Below are 19,878 nucleotides of genomic sequence, written 5' to 3'. Positions count from 1 at the left end.
ACTCGACGGGCTGAGGCGGCCCGTAGGATGCGCCGCGCTGTCCATCGCCTTTTATGGCCAACCTCGATCAGGCACCCAGCCGCAGCATGCCCAACCTGCTGCACGTGCTGCCGGCCTTCGCTGATGAAGCCGAACTTCGTCTCAACACGATCGTGGAGCTCAACTCCAACACGATCAACAAGTACGAGCTGATCACCGAAACCGGCCATCTCAAGCTGGACCGCGTTGGTTACTCCTCGCTGGCTTACCCCTTCGCCTACGGATGCATTCCCCGCACCTGGGATGAAGATGGCGATCCCCTCGACATCGAAATCGTTGGTGTCACCGAGCCCCTGATTCCCGGTTCGATTGTGGAAGCCCGCATCATCGGCGTGATGACCTTCGACGACGGTGGTGAAGTCGACGACAAGGTGATCGCTGTGCTTGCCGACGACAAGCGCATGGATCACATCAAGAGCTGGGAAGATCTCGGTGAGCACTGGAAGAAAGAGACCACCTACTACTGGGAGCACTACAAGGATCTGAAGAAGCCTGGCACCTGCTCGGTGAACGGTTTCTTCGGCACTGAAAAGGCCGTTGAGATCATCAAGAGCTGCGAGGCTCGCTACATGGCTGAGATTGATCCCAAGTTGGTCGACTGAACGCGTTTGCGATCGACTGCTGATCAGGCGGGGGATACTCCCCCGCCTTTTTCATGGCTCAGCGTCCAGCTCAGCAGCATCGAAGATCCTTCGATTGGGATGGACACCTCTTGTGAGACAACAGAGCTGAAGGAGGACGAAGTCGGCACTTTGGTCTCGACCATGAGACCAAAGAGATTCTGAAGTGTTCAGCTCCAAGTCTGCTGCTGCTGTTTTTTCTCGCAGCAATGAATGCGTTGAGATCAGTGGGTCTTGTGCGTCTTATGAGGCGATCATTGATGCCGGCGCTGTTGGCTGGCCTGCTGGCGGGGGCTGTTGCTCCATGCCTTGCTGCTGAACCTGTTGAGCTGGCCTTGCGGCAACCCGCTCATGAGTCGCGCATCGTGCTTGACCTCAGCAAGCGACAGATCACCCTCATGCGGGGCGAGCAGCAGCTTGGGGCCTGGCCTGTGGCGATCGGAGATCCCAAAACCCCCACCCCAAAAGGGGAATTCGCCATCCTCAACAAGAAGGTCAATCCGATCTATGTGACCCATAAGTCGGGTCAGCGGCGGGAGCTGCGCGGACCCAGCAGCCCGATTGGTGATCGCTACATGGCTTTTCACCGCAATGGCCGCGGCGAGTTTGGGATCCATGGAACGGCGTGGCCGCACTGGGTTCAGATTCGTGCGGCCGTCAGCCTGGGCTGCGTGCGAATGCTCAACAGCCACATCCGGCAGCTGTTTGATGCTGTGGATGTGGGAACGCGCCTGGAAATTCGCAGTTGATCAGGCTTCCGGGCGGACGGTGTCGAAGATCTCTTTAAGGATCTCGCCAGCACCCTGACCTTTGAGGGTGTTGGCCAGAGCGATGCCGATGGCTTCGGCGTCGCTTGCTGCGCCACTGGCCTGGTCACGGATCAGGCGTTTGCCATCAAGGCTTGCCACCATCCCGGTGAGGATCAGTTGATCGCCTTCGAAGCGGGTGTTTACGCCGATGGGGACCTGGCAGCCACCTTCCAGTTCCCGCAGGAAAGCGCGTTCGGCCAGGCAGCGCTGGGAGGTGGGGGTGTGCTCCAGCACTTTGATCGCCTCAAGCACTTCGGGCTTGCCCTCCACGCATTCAATCCCCAGGGCGCCCTGGCCAACGGCGTGCAGAGAGATGTCGCCGGGGATCAGCTGGTGGATCCGATCGCCGAAGCCAAGCCGGCCCAGGCCTGCCGCAGCCAGGATCAGACAGTCGTAATCGCCGCTGTCCAATTTCTCCAGCCGGGTGATCACGTTCCCGCGAACGTCCTTGAAGATCAGGTGGGGGTAGTGGTGACGCAGTTGAGCCAGGCGGCGCAGGGAACTCGTGCCCACCACAGAGCCTTCGGGAAGGGTGTCGAGTTTGTACGCCTGGTTCTTGGTGTTCACCACCAGGGCATCGGCCGGGTCTTCCCGTTCGGTGATGCAGCCGAGCATCAGCCCCTCAGGAAGGTTGGTGGGCAGGTCTTTCAGCGAGTGGACGGCGATGTCCGCACGGTCCACCAGCATCTGGGCTTCCAGTTCCTTGGTGAACAGGCCTTTGTCGCCGATTTTGGCCAGGGCGACGTCCAGGATCTTGTCGCCCTGGGTGGCCATGGCTTCCACCGTGATCTTCAGGCCGGGATGGGCCTTCTCCAGTTCCGCTTTCACCCAGTTGGTTTGCACCATGGCCAGCTGGCTGCGTCGTGAGGCGATGCGCAGTTCGGTGAGGGCCATGGAAAGGGCGAATCAGCCGCCCAGCCTACGCTTTTGGCCTTGGATTCTTTGGTTCGCCTTCACGAGGTTGTGAAGCTTCGAAAGGGAAGATCTCTTTATGAAGAACGCTTAACATTTGCGAGCAACGCAGCACAGTCATGCCCGGACCCGTCGTCAATGGCGTTCGTCAGGTCGGAGCAATTGGCTCTGTTGCCCCCGACTCGCAAGAGCAGGAGCCCATGCTCCCCTTGGTGGCTGAAGGCTCCATACGTCTGATCCTGTTGTGCAGTGGCGATGTGCTGATGGCGCGGCTGCGCCACACCACCGATCGCGATGGAGATCATGCCTATCAGCTGCTGCGGCCCCGTCTGGTGCGTTCAGCTGCAGATGCCTCACACGATGCTCAGCCCAGTTGGGCGCTTCAGCCTTACCTGGAGGGGCTGACGTCGCAGCACAATCTGGTGCTGTTCAAGGGGGCGGTTGCTTCCGTGCTTGAACCGGATGCTCGCCTGCTCCAGGCCTATGCGCTGGAAACACGCCAGGAGTGCCCCCTCGAAGAAACTCCGGTGGAGCGCCTGAAGCGTGCCTTTCAGGAATTCACGGAAACCTTCGAAAGCAGTCAGTGAATCTGTTGCGCTGAATTTTTGCTTTCCAAAGGAAAACCCCAGCCTCAGGCTGGGGTTTGATCTCTTCCGTGTGAGGAGGGCGTCTCAATTCCCTCAAGCTCTTTATAGGAGCCCTCCACTCCATTCAGCTAGGGGGAATGTACTTATGTATTACTCCCGTGACCGTTTGGTCACGGGCCCAGTGCTGGCTTACTTGATGTATTCCTTGAGCACCCCATTGCGGTTGGGGTGGCGCAATTTGCGCAGGGCCTTGGCTTCGATCTGACGGATCCGTTCACGGGTCACATCAAAAATCTGACCAATTTCCTCGAGGGTCTTCATCCGCCCGTCGTCCAGGCCATAGCGCAGGCGCAGCACATCGCGCTCGCGGGGGCTGAGGGTGGCCAACACACCTTCCAGGTCTTCACGAAGCAGGTTCTTGGCAACGTCCTGCTCGGGATTTTCGATGTCGGCTTCGATGAAATCCCCCAGGCGGGAATCCTCTTCCTTGCCGATGGGGGTCTCCAGGGAGATCGGCAGCTGGGCGCTCTTGGCGATGAAGCGCAGTTTTTCGATGGTCATTTCCATCGATTCCGCGATTTCCTCTTCCGTTGGCTTGCGGCCGAATTCCTGGGAGAGAACCTTGGTGGTCTTCTTGATCCTGGAGATCGTTTCGTAGAGGTGCACCGGCAGGCGGATGGTGCGGCTCTGGTCGGCGATGGCGCGTGTGATGGCCTGGCGAATCCACCAGGTGGCGTAGGTGGAGAACTTGTAGCCCTTTTCGTGGTCGAACTTCTCGGCTGCACGAATCAGGCCAAGGCTTCCTTCCTGAATCAGGTCTTGGAAGCTCAGGCCCCGATTCATGTACTTCTTGGCAATCGAGACCACCAGGCGCAAGTTGGATTGCACCATCTTTTCCTTGGCCCGTCGGCCCAGCATCAAGCGCCGGCGGAAGCGGATGAGCGGCATTTCCACCAAGGCCGCCCACTCTTTGTTGTCAGGTTCCCGGCCGTTGTCGCTTTCAAATTGAGCGGCCAGTTCCTCGAGATAGAGAAGATCGGCAATTTTGCGGGCCAGTTCGATCTCTTCGTCGGGACGCAGCAGGCGGATCCGACCAATTTCCTGGAGATAAACCCGGATGGAGTCTTCGGTGTAGACGCCTTTGGGGCCGATCTTGATGCTGGCCAGGGCTTTGGCCTTGGCTTCCTTCTCAGCAGCTGCGGTTTTGGCTTTCTCCTCGGCGGTTGGCTTCGCTGCCGCTGCCTTGGCTGTTGAAGATTTAGTCGTGGTCTTCTTGGCGGTGGCTGCCTTCTTGGTTGTGGTGGCCTTTTTCGTTGTGGTTTTGGCCTTGGTGGTTTTCGCTGCAGCCTTTTTGGTGGTTCCCGAGGCCTTGGCTTGATCTGCTGCGGCGAGCAGTTCGTCGGCTGCGGCGCTCAGGTCCTTGGCGCTCGCCTTGCTGGTTCGTCGGCGTGCAGGGGTTTTCTTGACCTCTTTGTCGGAACTCTTGGCGACTTCCTTCACCTTGCCGTCAGCATTGGCCAGAAGAACGATGTCCGGCTTGGCAGCTTTGGTGGCAGCAGGGGTCATGGTGTTAGTCGAAGTCGGATAGAGGGGAGATGCAACAGCGGCAACAAAGCACCAACGGCAATGGCCGGAACCTGGAACTTCCGTTCAAACGAAAGAGAACGACACAGCTGACGCTGAGACGGAGTTCATGGGCTGATGGTGGTGTCCGCGAGTCGACGAAACGCCTGGACTGATTGTGTCTGTGCTGTCCGGGGTGGTCTCAGACCGGTCAAAGTGGCAAGGAACAAGACCTTGACTTCAGACTCTGTGTCTTCCCTCTGGATCGAGCGCAGGGTTGGCAGAAACTGTCCAACCTGTCCACGTTAATGAAGTCTTCCGAAGTTTGCAAGGTCCTGTCGCATTCGCGGCGATGCGTTGAGGTCTGGCTGGAGGCTGGGCGGGAAGGACGCTCCTTCAGTTACGCCGCAGATCCCAGTATGGGATTGATGCCGGGAGATCTGGTGCGGGTGCGCCTCCGGGGTCGAGCCATGCATGGATTGGTGGTGGCGGAGCGGGAGTGGGCTGAGCAGGATCCTCAGGAGCTGCAACCGGTGGAATCGCTCCTGCAGCGAGCTGCTGTCGATTCGGATTGGTACAGCTGGCTGGAGCGGGTGGCGGACCGTTGCCATCTCAGTGTCTTCCGCACCTTGAAGGCGGCTTTGCCGTCGGGCTGGATTGGTCAGGCCGGCCAGCGTTGCCTGGCGGGCGGGCGTCAAATGTGGTGGATTCAGGCCCGGGTCCCCCCTGATGCAGCGAACCCACCCACCCCTCGCCAGCGGGAGCTTCTGGCTTGGTTGGAGGGCCAGGGCGATGGTGCTTGGCAACGGGACCTGGTGGCCAGTGGGTTTGGGGCGCAATTGCTGCCGCCGCTGATCCAGCAGGGCTACCTGGTGCGTGAGCAGCGTCGTTGTGAGGACAAGGGCTCCTCAGCTGGTTCTGGCCCCCAGGAGCTTCCCCAGGCCTTGACGGCTGAGCAGCAGGACGTGGTGAAGGCCTACCAACAGCTGTCTCCGGGGAGAGGGCTGCTGCTCTGGGGAATCACCGGCTCCGGCAAGACCGAGGTGTACCTCCAGCTGGCTGCCCAGGAGCTGGAGCGGGGCCGGCACGTGCTGCTGCTCACCCCCGAGATCGGATTGATTCCCCAACTCGTTGACCGTTGCCGCAAACGCTTCGGCTCGCGCGTTGTGGAGTACCACAGCGGTTGTGGTGACGCCGAACGGGTTCGAACCTGGCGCCGCTGTCTTGCTGCCGAACAGCCGTTGGTGGTGGTGGGAACCCGCTCCGCGGTGTTCGTGCCGTTGAAGCCGCTGGGGCTGGTCGTTCTGGATGAGGAGCACGACAGCTCTTACAAGCAAGACGCACCCATGCCTTGCTATCACGCCCGGGACCTGGCTTTGGACCGGGTTGTGATGCAACAGGCACGGCTTGTGCTGGGCAGCGCCACGCCGTCGCTCGAGAGCTGGATTCAATCGGGCTCGGATGGTGCCTTGACCTTGGTGCGCCTGACCCAGCGGATTTCCCGGCAGTCCCTACCGCCTGTGCATGTGATCGACATGCGCCATGAGTTGGCCGAAGGACACAAGCGTCTGGTCAGTCGCGCCTTGATGGATCGTCTTGCGGCGCTGCCGGAGCAGGGCGAACAGGCCGTGGTTTTGGTGCCTCGTCGGGGATACAGCCCCTTTTTGAGCTGTCGCAGTTGCGGCGAGGTGGTGATGTGCCCCCACTGCGATGTGGCGCTCACCGTTCACCGCAGCAAGGCCGGGCGTCAGTGGCTGCGTTGCCACTGGTGTGACCATCGTGAAGACCTGGAGAACCGTTGCAGTCACTGTGGTTCCACGGCCTTCAAGCCGTTTGGGGCCGGGACGCAGAAGGTGTTGGAACTGCTCTCTCAGGAGCTCGAAGGCCTTCGTTTGCTCCGCTTTGACCGCGATTCCACCGGGGGGCGGGATGGCCATCGACGCCTGTTGGACCGTTTCGCTGCTGGAGAAGCCGACGTCTTGATCGGTACGCAGATGCTGGCCAAGGGCATGGATCTGCCGCGGGTCACCCTGGCGGCGGTGCTCGCGGCGGATGGGCTTCTGCACCGCCCCGATCTCCGCGCAGGAGAGCAGGCCCTGCAGTTGCTGTTGCAGTTGGCGGGCCGTGCCGGGCGAGGTGAGCGACCGGGGCAGGTGTTAGTGCAGACCTACACCCCAGAGCACCCGGTGATTCAACACCTGGTGGATGGTCGCTATGAAGCGTTCCTCTCCCAGGAGGTGGCCCTCCGCAAGGAGGCGGGTCTGGTGCCCTTCAGTCGTGCCTGTTTGCTGCGCCTGTCTGGAGATTCCCCCAGCAAAACAGCAACGGCGGCAGCGGTGCTGGCGGAGCGGATCCGGCCGATTTGTCAGCTCCAGAATTGGTGGTTGTTGGGTCCTGCTCCGGCACCTGTGGCCCGGGTTGCTGGCCGAAGCCGATGGCAGCTGTTGCTGCACGGTCCGGCGGGCTCCCCGCTTCCGCTGCCTCCGGGACAGGACCTCTGGGATGGCTTGCCCAAGGGTGTGGCGCTCACTGTGGATCCCGACCCGCAGCAGCTTTGATCAGGAGGGCAGTTCAGGGAAGCCAAAGCCCAGCTTCCGACGCACCACCTGCAGCACCATGCTGCTGATCAGCAGCATCAGGATCACCACGCCCCCCAGGCCAAGCGGATTCCAGCGCCAGCCCTGCCAGCTGACTTCGGTGGTGGTGCCGGTAACAGCCGTGCGCTCCACCTGCCCGTGGTTCAGGCTCAGATGAACGTCGAGCCCGGGGATCTCGGGCAGATCGCTGAGGTCCACCATCAGCTGCACGTGCTGCTGCACCCCCAGCAGCCAGTTGCGTTCTTCGAGCTTGAGCGTCGGTGGCGGGAGTGAGACTCCAGCCGCGCGACCAGCCACGGCAACCACGGCCGCCATCTGTTGCGCCAGCTCGTGCGACGAGGCAACACGGCTGCTGATCTGTTGGCGTCCTGGGCCTGTTTGTTCGATCTTCAGCCCGGGCACGTCCCGTTGCAGGTCTCGCTCGAATTGCTCCTGCCAGGGCAGCGGGCGTTGCTGGGTGCTCCGCACGTCCCAGGTGAGGGCCATTCGATCCGGGCCGCGAAGGTCGAGATCAGCCTCGATTCGGACGCAACCACTCAGCAACAGCGTGATCCCCAGCAGAACCGCCATCACCAGCACGGCGAAACCCGCCGCCGGTGAACGCGTCGGCCCCGTCGGTGGTGGTGGCGGGGGTTCGGGACGCCGCGACCGCCGCCGCAGCATGGTGGAGGTCTGCCCGCTGCCGGAGCCATTCAGCTCCAGTTGCGGCATGCGCATCGACCAGCGTTCCGGACGATCCAGGCTTGGGGCTTCAAGAACCCCGAGCAGTTGTTTGGCCTGCTGGCGCAACTTGGGATCGCGGCAGCGACTCAGCAGCCTGCAGGTGGCGATGGCTTTCTCGTCCTGCCCCTGGCCCATCCAGGCGGTGATCATCAGGAGCCGAAGGCCCGGCCCCTCCGGGCTGTTGAGCGGGTGTTGCTCCGCCAGGGGCAGAAGCAGCTCCAGGCCCTGGCCGTAGTCCCCGCGCTCCAGGGCTGCCTCCGCTTCAGAGAGGTCCAGTGCTGCGTCCTGCTCGCTCACCCCTAGCCGCGTCCCACCACCATGGTGCCGATGCCGGCGTCGGTGAAGACTTCGAGCAGGAGGGCATGGGGAACCCGGCCATCAATGATGTGGGCGGCTGACACGCCCTGAGCCAGGGCGCGGATGCAACATTCCGTTTTAGGGGTCATGCCCCCTGCGACCACGCCGTCCTCGATCAGCTGTCGCGCCTCTGAGAGACGCAGTTTGCGGATCAGCGAGTCGGGGTCATCCCGGTCTTCAAGGATGCCGGGGGTGTCGGTCAGCAGGATCAGTTTTTCGGCTTCCAGAGCCGCCGCCAACTCTCCTGCCACCGTGTCGGCATTGATGTTGTGGGCTCGCCCGTCATCGGGGGTTGCGGCAACGCTGGAAATGACGGGCACATACCCCTTCTCCAGCAGTGGTTCGAGCACATCGGGATTGACGCGGGCAACATCCCCCACCAGCCCATGGCTGCCATTCCCCCAGGGGCGTGCCTCCACAAGACTTCCGTCACTTCCGCTCAAACCAACCGCACGGGTGCCGAGCTGATTGAGGCCATTCACGATCTGCTTGTTGACGCGGCCCACCAGCACCATCTCCACCACGTCCATGGTGTCGGCGTCGGTGACGCGCAGTCCGTCGCGGAATTCGGCGGGAATTTCCAGACGCTGAAGCCACTGGTTGATTTCAGGCCCGCCGCCATGCACCACCACGGGTTGGACGCCGACGCAGGCCAGCAGAGCCAGGTCGCGAAAGACAGCAGCCCGCAGCTCGGCATGGGCCATGGCGGCCCCGCCGTACTTGATCACGATGCGCCGACCGGCGAAGCGCTGGATGTAGGGGAGGGCTTCGCTGAGCACCGACACCCTGAGGGCGTCATCGTTGTTCTGGGTGGATTGGGCCATGGCTTAGGCCTCACCTGCCGGAAGCAGAACAACGTCCAGCCGTTGTTCATCCAGTTCCTTGAGTTCCGCTCGCATCCCCTTGGCGAAGAAACGCCCCAGCCTCTCCTGTCGCTCTTGCCAGCGTTCGAGGGGAACGGCTCCCAGCAGGAATCGCATCCGCAGGCCATAGCCGCTGTCGGAATGCAGCTCTTCGATCTCTTCCAACTGCGGTGGGGTGTCTTCATCCCAGAGTTTGAGCGCTTCCAGCGACGACTCCAGGTGGGCCTTCTGGCCGTAGCGCCAGCGCGTCACATCGCCGAGCAATTTGCCCAGTTCTGGGGCTGCAGCTTCGCGTTCCTTCTGAAACGTCTTGACCGGTGTCACCCGGATGGCGGGTGGCAGCTCCGACGATTTAAGGGCTAGCCCCCCCAACAAGATCGGGATTCCGTAGAAAATCGTGGGCAGGCTGAGGTTGGCGCTACCGGTGGCGTAAGCGGTGGCACCGACCACGGTCAGCACGCCTCCGGCGATGGTGACGAGGCTGCCGGGGGAGAAGAAATCCTTCATGAAGGCCTTGGCTTGATCGTCATTTTGACCTCTAGGCCATCAGGATGGAGATCCACTGCCCCGAGCCAGATGCCAGATCCATCGTCGACCGGGATCGATGATCTACTCCAGCAGCTCGATCGTGATCGCAGCTGGTTGCTGCAGCAGATCGATGGGGGCCGCTGGCCCGAGCTGCGGCTGGATCTTGCCGCCCTTGAACGGGAGCTCGGGCAACTGATCACCCGAGCGTCAGAGCTGCAGGACGAAGCGGGCCGTTAAGCGGCGACGCCCCGCGATTGTCCTCTGATTCAGAAGGGGATGTCGTCGGTGTCGGGCACGAGGGGCGCCGCATTCCAGCTGGCCGGTTCGGGCTCTTTTGCCACCTTGGTCGGTGCAGCAGCGGGGGCCTGGCGGCTGGGAGCCGGGGCTGAGGGGTTGCCGGAAGGAGCTGCACCCGTGGCTGCCGCGCCGATCGGATGAAGCCGAGCCAGGGTGAATTCAGCCCGTTTTTCCTTCATGCCATCGCCCCGGGGCATGGTGTTCATCCGCAGCCGGCCTTCGATCAGCAGCCGCTGCCCGGTCTGCACACGGTTCTGCATTTCCTGGGCCAGGTTGCCCCAGCCCACCACTTTCAATTCACCCGGCGGATCACCCTCGCGAAGGGGGTCAAAGCGCACGGCCATCTCCGCAATGGGAGTCTGGTTGTCCTGGGTGTATCGAACCGTCGGTGCGTCGATCACCTCCACTTCGAGCACGCAATGGTTCATGACTTGAGCTGGTGTCGGCGCACATCCTGATGCAAGGCCCCGCGAATGACCAGCGTCGTGTCCTGCTGCTGGCTGGAACCGGTGATGGGCCGCGCTTGGTGAAGGAGCTTTCCCGCCGTCATTGGCGTGTGAGCGTGAGTGTGGTGACGGCAACTGCAGCGAAGGCCTACGCGGGATTGCCGGTGAAGCGCATCTCGATTGGTGCCCTGCAGGGAATTGGCGGAATCAAGGCAGCCCTGCATCAGACCGGCCCTTTCCGTTGGGTGGTGGATGCCACGCATCCTTTTGCGGCTCAGATCAGCCATGACCTGGTCACGGCCTGTGCGGATCTCGGCCAACCGCTGCTGCGTTATGAGCGTCGCCTTGAACCGTTGGGAGCAGCCTCTCTCCTGGCTGATGCCGATGCATTGGCGGCCCAACCGCTCCAGGGCCAACGCCTGCTGCTGGCCATTGGAGGCCGTCATCTTCCGGCCTTGACTGCTGCTGTGCGCCGCGCCGGAGCAATTCCCTATGGCCGTGCGCTTCCGTCCCCCGATGGAGTGCGCGCCGCCTTGCGGGCAGGTCTTCCCCCGGATCACCTGGCCGTGGTGCGCCCTCTGCAAGGGGAGGTGCCGGGGGCGATCGAGCGGTCTCTTTGCCGTCGCTGGGGCATTGGCGTGGTGCTCTGCCGCCAGTCCGGTGGTGTGACGGAACAGCTTTGGCATCAACTCACCACAGATCTGGGGCTGAGCTTGCTGCTGTTGCGGCGTCCCTCCCCCCCCAACGGGATGGAATGCGTCGAGGATGTCTGCAGCCTGTTGGATCGGCTTGAGCGTGATTGAAGCGAGTGGACTCGTGCTGGCCCTCACCACGGAAGCGAACGCTGAGCGCGCCCAACAGCTGGCAGAGGCCTTGCTGGAGCGCCATCTCGTGGCCTGTGTGTCCATCCACCCCGTTCAGTCGTTCTATCGCTGGGAGGGGTCGTTGCAGGCGTCCCATGAGGTCCAACTGCTGATGAAGACCTCAACTCAGCATGTGGCCGCCCTGCGCTCGGCTGTCTCCGAGTTGCACAGCTACGACACCCCCGAGTGGTTGTGCTGGCCGGTGACGGCATCACCGGCCTATAGGGCCTGGGCCATCGCTGAGCTCAGTTCAGATGGGTCTCCGCCAGCTGCTTGAGGGAGACCTGGGAGCGAGCCCCCAATTGGGTCACAATCTGGCCGGCGCAGAGGGCTCCGAGCTCACCACAGCGCTCCAGTGACTCGCCCTGGGTGAAGCCATGCAGAAATCCCCCGGCATAGAGGTCGCCTGCTCCCGTGGTGTCCACCAGGTCTCCCAGGCCGAAGATGCCGATATCCCAGCGCTGGTCTCCACTCAGCACAACGGACCCCTGGGCGCCACGGGTGACCGCAATCACTGAGCAGCAGCCGCGCACCCGCTCGAGGGCCTGGTCGAAATCGTCGGTCTCGTAGAGCGACTGAATTTCAACGTCATTGGCGAACAGCACGTCGACGTGGCCATTCACCAGCTCGAGAAAACTCGCTCTGTGCCGATCAACACAGAAGCCATCGGACAGGGAAAGAGCCACCTTGCCGCCTGCTTCACGGCAGGCTTCGGCGGCGGCGATGAAGGCCCGTTTGGCGGCTGGACTGTCCCAGAGGTAGCCCTCCAGGTAAAGCACCTTGGCCTGCTTGACCATGGAGAGGTCGAGATCCTCGGGCTCCAGTTGGGTGGAAGCCCCCAGGAAGGTGCACATAGTGCGCTCGGCATCGGGCGTGACGTAAATCAGGCAGCGCGCCGTTGTGGCTCCACTGGTGGCTGCTGGGGTCTCGAAGCGTGCCCCAACGGCCCGGATGTCATGGCTGAAGATGCTGCCGAGCTGGTCATCCCGGACGCGGCCGATGAAACCGGCGCGTCCGCCGAGCTGCGCGATGCCCACCATCGTGTTGGCGACCGATCCACCGGAGGTCTCGAGGCCCGTTCCACTGGCCTTGTAAAGAGCTTCGGCCTGTTGTTCATTAATCAGCGCCATGCCCCCTTTCTGGAGGCCGTGTTCAGCGATGAAACCGTCGTCCGTCTGCACCAGAACGTCAACGATGGCGTTGCCTATACCAACGACATCGAGACTGCAATCGCTGGGGAAACGGGTCTCTGATGACATCGGGGCGTGGAAAGCAGGCCGAAGTATGAACGTCAGCGGCTCAGGCGCTCAACAGGGCTCGCTTGGGACCATGGATCGGGTCTTCTACAACGATGGTCTGATCACGGCTGGCCCCCAGGGAGACAATGGCGATCGGCACTTCCATCAGATCAGCGAGGAAGCGCAGGTAATCCATGGCTGGCTTGGGGAGATCCTCAAGGCTGCGGCATTCCTCGGTGGAGCACTGCCAGCCAGGCAGTGTTTCGAAGATGGGTTTGCACTGGGCGAAGTCATCGGCACTGCTGGGGAAGTGCTCGATTCGCTCGCCATTGAGTTCATAGGCCACGCAGACTTGAATTTCGTCCAGTTCGTCCAGCACATCCAGCTTGGTCACGGCCAGACAGTCCAAGCCGTTGACCTGCACGGCGTAGCGACCGATCACGCCGTCAAACCAGCCACAGCGCCTCTGGCGGCCCGTGGTGGTACCGAATTCGCCACCCCGTTCCGTGAGCTGGTCATTCAGGCTTCCGCTCAGCTCAGTGGGGAAGGGGCCTTCACCCACGCGGGTGGTGTAGGCCTTGGCAACGCCGATGACGCGGTCAATCAGGGTTGGGCCCACGCCTGCACCGATGCAGGCCCCGCCGGAAACGGGGTTGGAGGAGGTGACGTAGGGATAGGTGCCGTGGTCCAGGTCCAACAACGTGCCCTGGGCACCTTCGAACAGGATGTTCTTGCGATCTCGCGCTGCCTGGTGAATTGTCTGGGTGCACTCCACCACGTGGGGGGCGAGGCGCTTGCCGTATCCCAGATATTCCTGGATGACGTCTTCGGCGTTCAGGGGCTCAACGCCGTAAATGGTCTGAAGAAGTTCGTTCTTCTCCTGCAGTGGGCCTTCAAGGCGATCCCTCAGCCGCTGTTCGTCCAGCAGGTCGATCACACGGATGCCACTGCGCTGCGACTTGTCGGCGTAGGTGGGGCCGATTCCACGGCCTGTGGTTCCGATCCGTCGTGCTCCCCGCTGCTTCTCCATGGCCTGGTCGAGCAGGCGGTGGTAGGGCATCGTCACGTGGGCTGTGGATGCCAGGCGAAGCCCTGAAATATCAATGTTGTTGGCGATGAGCATGTCCAGCTCACCGAGCATCACCTTGGGATCCACCACCGTGCCGGATCCGATCAGACAGATCGTGTCGGGGTAGAGGATTCCAGATGGAATTAGGTGCAGCTTGAGCACACGATCGTCAACAACAATCGTGTGGCCTGCATTCACACCACCCTGATAGCGAACCACCACATCGGCGGAGCGGCTCAGGAGATCGGTGATCTTTCCTTTTCCCTCGTCACCCCACTGCGCTCCGATGACGACAACGTTGGCCAAGAACACGGCGGCCCGAAGCCGCAGATCTGCACAATCCGCGAGTATCTCAGATCTCGGGTGGCCTCGTCAAAACCGAGCTGGTTTCGGGGGGCTCAGCTGCCCCGGACCACTGATTTCTCAGCCTTGTTGAGTTCCTTGGCGATGCGGTCATGCAGCGCTTCCGGCAGGGGGCGATTGGCGTAGGAGGCGTAATGACCAGCGAGCGAATTCAGCGCGGTCTGCATCGTGGTGAAGGAGCTGAGTCCGTTCACACGGGGCTGGGGCCGATAACGGGACATGTAGTCGTTGATCAGGGCCCGGGCGTCGGCCTCAGCTTCGGCGTGGGTGGGATCGTCCTGAGGCAGGTCGATCACTGTCAGCAGAGTGCGGGAGACCGCCACGGTGTCTTCCACGTAGTCGCCGCTCAGACGAGCTTCAGCGTCCCCACTGCAGGCCGTCAGGAGGAGGCACAACCCGAGACCAAGGGCTACGACGGCCCGGCTGAGGGGGCGAAGCAGGCGTGTCAGTGCGGAGAGCATGAAACCCTTAAGTGTCATTCGACTTTAGGGGTGGAGTGCCTTGATCAGGCAGGTCACAGCCTCAACGTGGGGAAGCTTTTGCACCTCGCGGCTGCTGCGGCACACCAGTTCAACGGTGCCTTCGCTGGCGTCGCGTCCCACCACGATCCGCCAAGGGATGCCGATCAGATCCGCGTCTTTGAACTTGACGCCGGCGCGTTCCTTGCGGTCGTCGATCAGCACATCCACACCAGCGTTCTGAAGCTCCGAGTACAGCGCTTCCCCCAGCTGGGCCTGGGCCTCGTCCTGGATGTTGGCCACGACCACGATCGCCTCGAAGGGGGCGATGGCCGTCGGCCAGCAGATGCCGCTGTCATCGTGATGCTGCTCGACGGCAGCCTGCGCCAATCGCGAAACGCCGATGCCGTAGCAACCCATCCAGAACGGTTCGGTCTTGCCGTTCTCGTTAGTGAAACGGCTCTCCATGGCCTCGGAATATTTTCGGCCCAACTGAAAAATGTGGCCGACTTCGATGCCTCTTTTTTCCGTCAGGCGTGATTCCGGGTTGTGTTGGCAGACGTCGCCGGCCCGTGCATTACGCAGATCCAGGCTGGTTGGCTTCTGATCGATGGCGGTCCAGTTGGTGTTGAAACGGTGCAGATCGGGCGTGTTGGCACCACAGATGAAGCTGCCGAGTTCGCTCGCGGTTTCATCCGCCAGGCGCAGAAATGTTGGCTCCCAGGTCTTGGCTCCCTTCAGAACGTCATCGGAGAGGTCGGGCCCGATCGATCCAAAGGGGAGCGGATCAATCTGCTGACGGTTGTTGTCCTCTGGTGTGATCGGGCGGCAATCGAGAACACCCTTGTTGACGGTTCGGCTGACCGCGTTCACGACCTTGGTGGGATTGAGCTCCTGGTCACCACGGAGGCTCACCAACAGCGGTTGGAGGGTCTCATCGTCGAGGGTCGCCACAAACAGCAGCACCTTCACCACCTGACTCGGATCCCAGCCTTTGGCGTCGCAGAGGCTTTCGATGCTGCCCAAGCCAGGAGTTGGAATCGATTCCTCCGGGCCGTCGGGAAGAGGAGATGCGGTGGATGGCATCGAAACAGCCTTCTCTTGGTTGGCGGCGTATTGGCCGTCATCGCTGATCAGGATCAGGTCTTCCCCGGCATCCGCCGTCACCATGAACTCTTGGGAGGCGGCGCCGCCGATCGCTCCGCTATCGGCATCGACAGGGACGGCATCCAGGCCACAACGTTCAAAGATGCGGCGGTAGGCCTGATCCATCACGCCATAGGTCTCGCGAAGATCTGCTTCGCTGGCATGGAAGGAATACGCGTCCTTCATGATGAATTCGCGGCCTCGCATCAGGCCAAAGCGGGGACGGATCTCGTCGCGGAATTTGGTCTGGATTTGATAAAGGTTCACCGGGAGCTGCCGGTATGACCTCAGCAGCTCACCTGCCAGGCTGGTGATCACCTCTTCATGGGTCGGACCGAGCCCCAGTTCTCTGCCCTGGCGGTCTTCGAGGTGGAACATGATCCCCTCGCCAGCGGTGTAGCCCTGCCAACGCCCGCTCTTCTGCCAGAGCTCAGCAGGGTGCAGCTGCGGCAGCAGGGTTTCCTGGGCGCCGGCGCGGTTCATCTCCTCGCGCACCACGGCAGTGATCTTTTGCAGCACCCTCCACATCAAGGGGAGGTAGGCGTAGATCCCTGATCCCACGCGACGGATATACCCGGCCCTGAGAAGCAACTGATGCGAGGTGATCTCCGCTTCGGCGGGAACATCCCGAAGCGTCACCAGCAGCAGGCGGGAGACGCGCATCAATCGCAACAAAATGGGATTTGGAAGTTATCACCGCTTCGGAGGCATGCCGATCGCGGAAGTGTCTGTTTTGCTGGAATTCCCCTGGGCGCCCTGAGTCTCGACTGCTACCGTCCAGCTCAATCCAGCCTGTCCTAGGCCCGTCTCATGTTTCCTCGGTCCGTTGAATCTGTGGCGACAAGCGTTCAACAAGCGACCGAACTTTCCATGGATCCGGCCCATGCGTCAGCTCAAGCCGAGGCACTGGTGGGGATCGACGACGTTCAGAAATCCCTGAACCGCTCCCGGGCTTCGGTGTATCGCTACACCAACACAGACCCACGCAACCTCAACCCTCCGTTCAACCCCCGCAAGCTGAACCCGGAGTACCGCAGCGATCAAAAAGATCCGCTGATGTTCCACCCCAATGAGGTGGCGCGCTTCGCCAAAGATGTTCTCCGCATCAAAGAAGTCACTGTTGAGGTGCTGAACTCTCCATCAACGGCGACGCAGCAAATCCTGGGATCGATCCTTGAGGAGCTTCGGCTGATCCGTACCCATCTCGAGGCGAGTGGGGCATCCTCTACTGATCTGAGCGCACGACTCGACCAGCAGGACCGGCCCGCTGCTTAATGATCGGTGCGTCCTGCTTTTTGCAGTGACAGAATGAGTTCAACAACGTTGTGATCGAAAGAGGGAGCTTTCTCAAGCCCCCCGTTTTATGGCCTCAGATGTTCCCCACCCGTCTCACGACGACGCCATCGCGTCTTCGGAGGCGGATGAGCCGTTCAGTCGTCGCGCCTCGTTGACGGCCATCAAAGGACTGCTGATTGCTGTTGTCAGTTTCAGTGCCCCCCTTGTGGCTGTGATCACAGATCGAACCTTCCCTTCTCCGCGACTGATCCCCACCGCTTCGGATCGGCATGGATCTCCATCAGCTCCCCCCGTCACCTTCGCCAGGCTTGGTGAATCTCATCGTTGAGATTCCGGCAGGAAGCAGAAACAAATACGAGTACTCCGCCGAAGCCGGCGTGATGGTTCTGGATCGGGTTATGCACTCCTCGGTGCGTTACCCCTTTGATTACGGCTTCATCCCCAACACGCTGGCGGAGGATGGATCTCCCCTCGACGCCATGGTGATCATGGCTGAACCCACGTTCGCTGGTTGCCTGATCAAGGCTCGCCCAATCGGCGTGTTGGACCTCCACGACAAGGATGTTTATGACGGGAAGATTCTCTGTGTCCCGGACGCAGACCCCCGTCAGGACGAGATCCGCAGCATTCGTCAGATCGCTGCCTCCCAGCTGGAGGATGTCGCGGAATTCTTCAGGACCTACCGCACGTTGCAGGGCAGCGTCGTATCGATTGATGGATGGCGCGACCTCGATGCGGTTCAGCCATTGCTTGATTCCTGCATCAATGCAGCCGATTGATCTCAGGCAAGAGTCCCTTGATCAGGCCGGATGCTTGTAAGTTGGTGCGCACTGAGATTTGCGGAACCCGTGCCCACCATCCGATTCGAGCAGGAAGGCCAGCAGGTTGGCTGCATCGAGGGCGCAAATCTGCGTAAGGCTGCACTTGATGCAGGCGTTAATCCCTACAAGAGCCTCAACAACCTCAACAACTGCAGTGGCGTTGGTCAGTGCGGCACCTGCGTGATGGAGGTGGTTGAAGGGCAAGCGAACCTGTCCCCCCGCAGCGATGTTGAAGAGGTCTATCTGGCCGATCGTCCTGCCAACTTCCGCCTGAGCTGCCGCACCACAGTGTTTGGTGATGTCACCGTTCGCACCCGCCCCGCTGAAGGTGTGGGCCGCGGCTCCAACAGCCTCGTTGGTGCGATCAAATCCCTGTTCGGCCGCTGAGCCTTGGCCGGAACCCTTCAGGTTTACAGCTACAACCGATGCAGCACCTGTCGAAAGGCATTGGCCTGGCTCACTGAGCGAGCCATCGCCCATGAGGTGCACGACATCACCTTGACTCCACCGTCGAAGGAGATGTTGGTGGCCGCTCACCAATCCCTCGGTGACAGGAAACTGCTGTTCAACACCAGCGGCCAGAGCTATCGCGCCATGGGCGCGGCAGCAGTGAAGGCTCTGTCGGATGAAGAGGCTCTCGAGGCTTTGGCTGCTGATGGAAAGTTGATCAAACGACCGTTCGTGGAGGTGAATTCCTCCACATACCTCACCGGCTTCAAGCCTGATCTTTGGGAGTCGGTCTTCCAGGGTTGAAGTTCAAGCCATCCAATTCGCTGATCAGGGCGTCCACATCGCCTTGGTCGCGGATCTGACGGAAGCTTGAGCGTTTGATCTCTTCCAAAAGCGCGACCAGCAGATCTTGGCTGCGGCTCAAGACAGGCCCCTGTTCCAGGGTGTGGGCTAGCTCCTCCCAGAGACGATCCAAGGCCTCGGATCCAAGCGATTCCAGAACAGGGTCCCGCTGACCGATGCGGTTTCCGGCTCCCTTGGACAGGTCGAGCACGGAGGTCACCATGCTTTCTGCCAGCTGGCGGCTGAATTCCGATTCGGCGTTTTGCAGTCCAGGCAGTCGCCGCAGGGCATCCGGCACCACGTTCCGGTCCAAGCTCTGCTGCACCAGATGGCTGATCACGGCTTGCAGTTGCGGTCGCATGGCCGGGGCAATGCGGGTGAGCAGAAGGGGAAGCCACAACCGCAGCAGCTCGATCACCTCCCGCTCATCGTTCAGATCACTGCTCTGGTAGCTGCAGAGTCCGCGAACCCTTTCCGGCAGCTGTGGTGATCGGATCAGTTGCTGCAGAGCATCGACCACCCTGACGGCGATCACTTCAAACAGCTCCACAGCCAACAGGGCCACCACGCCGCGGCTGATCACGGCCCGCAGCGGTTCGAGTTGCAGGAGGCCCGCTCCGCAAAGCCGTTCTGTGACCGGAACCACCCGGAGCCAGCGCGCAAACGGCAGCAGCAGGGGCAGGTCGATCCAGCGGCGTAACAGGGCATCGCGCCAGCGGATCGCTGGATAGCGCTGTTTCAGGCGCCAGGCACGCAGAAGAATGTCGAGCAGAAACAGCAGTTGAAATGGCGTGTCGATGCGCCAGCTCAAATCGCTGGGGCGTCCGTTTTCATCGATGCTTCGCCAGTAGTTGCTCTCCACCAGCGGCAGGATTTGCTGGCTCCAGAACTGACGCTCCTGGCTCCAGGGGGAGCGTTCCAGATGCTCGGGGCTTAGGAGAAGGTTGGCGGAGTCACGGGCTGATTCCAGGCCGGTGCGGGCGCGCAGTCGGTTCTTGAATTTTTCAAGCGCGCCGGCTTGGCCTGAACTGATGAACGGGTTGCTGTCCATCAGCGCTGTGGTGAGCACCACCTGCTGCTGCAGCAGATCGGTGCTTTCCGCCGTGCGCGGGCCGTTCTGCTGCAGGGCCCGATCCAGGGCGGTGTAGGCCTTCAGGTAACCCTCGGTGTCGCGATGGGGTTCGATGCCCTTGAGGGGATCCAGCCACGGGGTGATGTCCGGCAGCCAGGGCAGGGGAACCACCAGGGGAAGCGATGGCACCGGATAAAGATTGCGCTGCAGCCAGAAGTTGCGCAGGGGGATGTAGGTGAGGTCGATGGCGACCCAGGTGAGATTGACTGCGGCGATGACAGCAATGGCTTGGTCCCACCGGCGCCAGCTGAACAGGCCGTGTTGGGGCTTGAGGGCTTGCCAGCGTGGACGGATCATGGGGCCTGCAGGCTCCCCCTATCGTGGGTCGAAAGATTGAGCCTGCCCACATTGAACGCGGA

23 protein-coding genes are annotated in these 19,878 nt (G+C 61.6%); 12 read left to right on the top strand and 11 right to left on the bottom strand.

The genetic code is table 11. From position 1 onward, the window contains the following. Positions 1-53: 53 nt before the first annotated feature. On the top strand, positions 54-641 hold the full coding sequence (locus DXY33_RS05920; protein ID WP_114987983.1) for an inorganic diphosphatase: 588 nt from the start codon (positions 54-56) through the stop codon (positions 639-641). Between the two features lie 227 nt (positions 642-868). After that, positions 869-1,408 (top strand): L,D-transpeptidase, encoded by a 540-nt coding sequence (locus tag DXY33_RS05915; RefSeq protein WP_115132132.1) that lies wholly within the window; start codon positions 869-871, stop codon positions 1,406-1,408. Here the strand turns inward: DXY33_RS05915 and hemC are convergent, their stop codons facing one another. Further along, positions 1,409-2,362 carry a hydroxymethylbilane synthase gene (gene hemC / locus DXY33_RS05910; protein ID WP_115009473.1) on the bottom strand — a complete coding sequence of 318 codons (954 nt, stop codon included), beginning with the start codon at positions 2,360-2,362 and terminating at the stop codon, positions 1,409-1,411. Positions 2,363-2,499: 137 nt separating this feature from the next. On the opposite strand from hemC, the gene DXY33_RS05905 reads away from it, so the two are divergent. Next, positions 2,500-2,967: a hypothetical protein gene (locus DXY33_RS05905; protein ID WP_115132131.1), complete on the top strand. Its 468-nt coding sequence runs from the start codon at positions 2,500-2,502 to the stop codon at positions 2,965-2,967. Between the two features lie 189 nt (positions 2,968-3,156). On the opposite strand, the gene rpoD is transcribed toward DXY33_RS05905, so the two are convergent. After that, positions 3,157-4,533: an RNA polymerase sigma factor RpoD gene (gene rpoD, locus DXY33_RS05900; protein WP_115132130.1), complete on the bottom strand. Its 1,377-nt coding sequence runs from the start codon at positions 4,531-4,533 to the stop codon at positions 3,157-3,159. Between the two features lie 305 nt (positions 4,534-4,838). Between rpoD and priA the strand changes: the two genes are divergently transcribed. Then, on the top strand, positions 4,839-7,088 hold the full coding sequence (priA, locus tag DXY33_RS05895; protein ID WP_115132129.1) for a primosomal protein N': 2,250 nt from the start codon (positions 4,839-4,841) through the stop codon (positions 7,086-7,088). On the opposite strand, the gene DXY33_RS05890 is transcribed toward priA, so the two are convergent. The 3 genes from DXY33_RS05890 to DXY33_RS05880 are packed head-to-tail and all read right to left on the bottom strand — an operon-like array spanning position 7,089 to position 9,577. Then, positions 7,089-8,147: a DUF3153 domain-containing protein gene (locus DXY33_RS05890; protein ID WP_115132128.1), complete on the bottom strand. Its 1,059-nt coding sequence runs from the start codon at positions 8,145-8,147 to the stop codon at positions 7,089-7,091. A gap of 2 nt (positions 8,148-8,149) precedes the next feature. Further along, positions 8,150-9,031 carry an acetylglutamate kinase gene (gene argB / locus DXY33_RS05885; protein ID WP_114987976.1) on the bottom strand — a complete coding sequence of 294 codons (882 nt, stop codon included), beginning with the start codon at positions 9,029-9,031 and terminating at the stop codon, positions 8,150-8,152. 3 nt (positions 9,032-9,034) lie between these two features. Continuing rightward, entirely contained in the window at positions 9,035-9,577 is a 543-nt protein-coding gene (locus DXY33_RS05880) for a DUF2854 domain-containing protein (RefSeq protein ID WP_115132127.1), read from the bottom strand. A 69-nt stretch (positions 9,578-9,646) separates the two neighbouring features. On the opposite strand from DXY33_RS05880, the gene DXY33_RS05875 reads away from it, so the two are divergent. Then, entirely contained in the window at positions 9,647-9,835 is a 189-nt protein-coding gene (locus DXY33_RS05875) for a hypothetical protein (protein ID WP_115132126.1), read from the top strand. A 29-nt stretch (positions 9,836-9,864) separates the two neighbouring features. Here the strand turns inward: DXY33_RS05875 and DXY33_RS05870 are convergent, their stop codons facing one another. After that, positions 9,865-10,323, bottom strand: a complete 459-nt coding sequence (locus DXY33_RS05870) for a single-stranded DNA-binding protein (RefSeq protein WP_115132125.1) — start codon at positions 10,321-10,323, stop codon at positions 9,865-9,867. Positions 10,324-10,352: 29 nt separating this feature from the next. On the opposite strand from DXY33_RS05870, the gene DXY33_RS05865 reads away from it, so the two are divergent. Beyond that, entirely contained in the window at positions 10,353-11,144 is a 792-nt protein-coding gene (locus tag DXY33_RS05865) for a precorrin-6A/cobalt-precorrin-6A reductase (RefSeq protein ID WP_115132258.1), read from the top strand. Continuing rightward, on the top strand, positions 11,137-11,481 hold the full coding sequence (gene cutA, locus DXY33_RS05860; protein ID WP_115132124.1) for a divalent-cation tolerance protein CutA: 345 nt from the start codon (positions 11,137-11,139) through the stop codon (positions 11,479-11,481). Before DXY33_RS05865 ends, cutA begins: the two co-directional genes overlap by 8 nt. On the opposite strand, the gene DXY33_RS05855 is transcribed toward cutA, so the two are convergent. The 4 genes from DXY33_RS05855 to DXY33_RS05840 all read right to left on the bottom strand — a co-directional run bounded on the left by DXY33_RS05855 (position 11,450) and on the right by DXY33_RS05840 (position 16,141). Continuing rightward, on the bottom strand, positions 11,450-12,463 hold the full coding sequence (locus DXY33_RS05855; protein ID WP_115132123.1) for an adenosine kinase: 1,014 nt from the start codon (positions 12,461-12,463) through the stop codon (positions 11,450-11,452). The genes cutA and DXY33_RS05855 overlap by 32 nt on opposite strands. Positions 12,464-12,503: 40 nt before the next feature. Beyond that, positions 12,504-13,823, bottom strand: coding sequence for an adenylosuccinate synthase (locus tag DXY33_RS05850; protein WP_170950960.1), 1,320 nt, complete (start codon positions 13,821-13,823; stop codon positions 12,504-12,506). 86 nt (positions 13,824-13,909) lie between these two features. Beyond that, on the bottom strand, positions 13,910-14,335 hold the full coding sequence (psb27, locus tag DXY33_RS05845; protein WP_115132256.1) for a photosystem II protein Psb27: 426 nt from the start codon (positions 14,333-14,335) through the stop codon (positions 13,910-13,912). Between the two features lie 24 nt (positions 14,336-14,359). Beyond that, the gene (locus DXY33_RS05840; RefSeq protein WP_115132122.1) at positions 14,360-16,141 is read right to left on the bottom strand and encodes a proline--tRNA ligase; all 1,782 of its coding nucleotides are present in this window, start codon (positions 16,139-16,141) and stop codon (positions 14,360-14,362) included. Between the two features lie 147 nt (positions 16,142-16,288). On the opposite strand from DXY33_RS05840, the gene DXY33_RS05835 reads away from it, so the two are divergent. The 5 genes from DXY33_RS05835 (at position 16,289) to DXY33_RS05820 (ending at position 18,348) form a co-directional block, all read left to right on the top strand. Beyond that, positions 16,289-16,753 carry a resolvase gene (locus tag DXY33_RS05835; RefSeq protein WP_115132121.1) on the top strand — a complete coding sequence of 155 codons (465 nt, stop codon included), beginning with the start codon at positions 16,289-16,291 and terminating at the stop codon, positions 16,751-16,753. Positions 16,754-16,841: 88 nt separating this feature from the next. After that, on the top strand, positions 16,842-17,102 hold the full coding sequence (locus DXY33_RS12265; RefSeq protein ID WP_170950943.1) for a hypothetical protein: 261 nt from the start codon (positions 16,842-16,844) through the stop codon (positions 17,100-17,102). Continuing rightward, entirely contained in the window at positions 17,044-17,553 is a 510-nt protein-coding gene (locus DXY33_RS05830) for an inorganic diphosphatase (protein WP_115132120.1), read from the top strand. The genes DXY33_RS12265 and DXY33_RS05830 overlap by 59 nt, the downstream gene beginning before the upstream one ends. Before the next feature lie 69 nt (positions 17,554-17,622). Further along, positions 17,623-17,982 (top strand): 2Fe-2S iron-sulfur cluster-binding protein, encoded by a 360-nt coding sequence (locus DXY33_RS05825; protein WP_114987966.1) that lies wholly within the window; start codon positions 17,623-17,625, stop codon positions 17,980-17,982. 3 nt (positions 17,983-17,985) lie between these two features. Next, complete coding sequence (locus tag DXY33_RS05820; protein ID WP_115132119.1) at positions 17,986-18,348, top strand: arsenate reductase family protein; 363 nt, start codon at positions 17,986-17,988, stop codon at positions 18,346-18,348. Here the strand turns inward: DXY33_RS05820 and DXY33_RS05815 are convergent. Then, the gene (locus DXY33_RS05815) at positions 18,311-19,816 is read right to left on the bottom strand and encodes a hypothetical protein (RefSeq protein WP_115132118.1); all 1,506 of its coding nucleotides are present in this window, start codon (positions 19,814-19,816) and stop codon (positions 18,311-18,313) included. The two genes, DXY33_RS05820 and DXY33_RS05815, sit on opposite strands and share 38 nt — an antisense overlap. Between the last annotated feature and the right edge of the window lie 62 nt (positions 19,817-19,878).

Origin of the sequence: Synechococcus sp. N26 (genome assembly GCF_900473975.1) — a bacterium.
Taxonomy (GTDB): Bacteria; Cyanobacteriota; Cyanobacteriia; order PCC-6307; family Cyanobiaceae; genus Parasynechococcus.
This window is presented reverse-complemented; position numbering and strand designations above follow the sequence as displayed.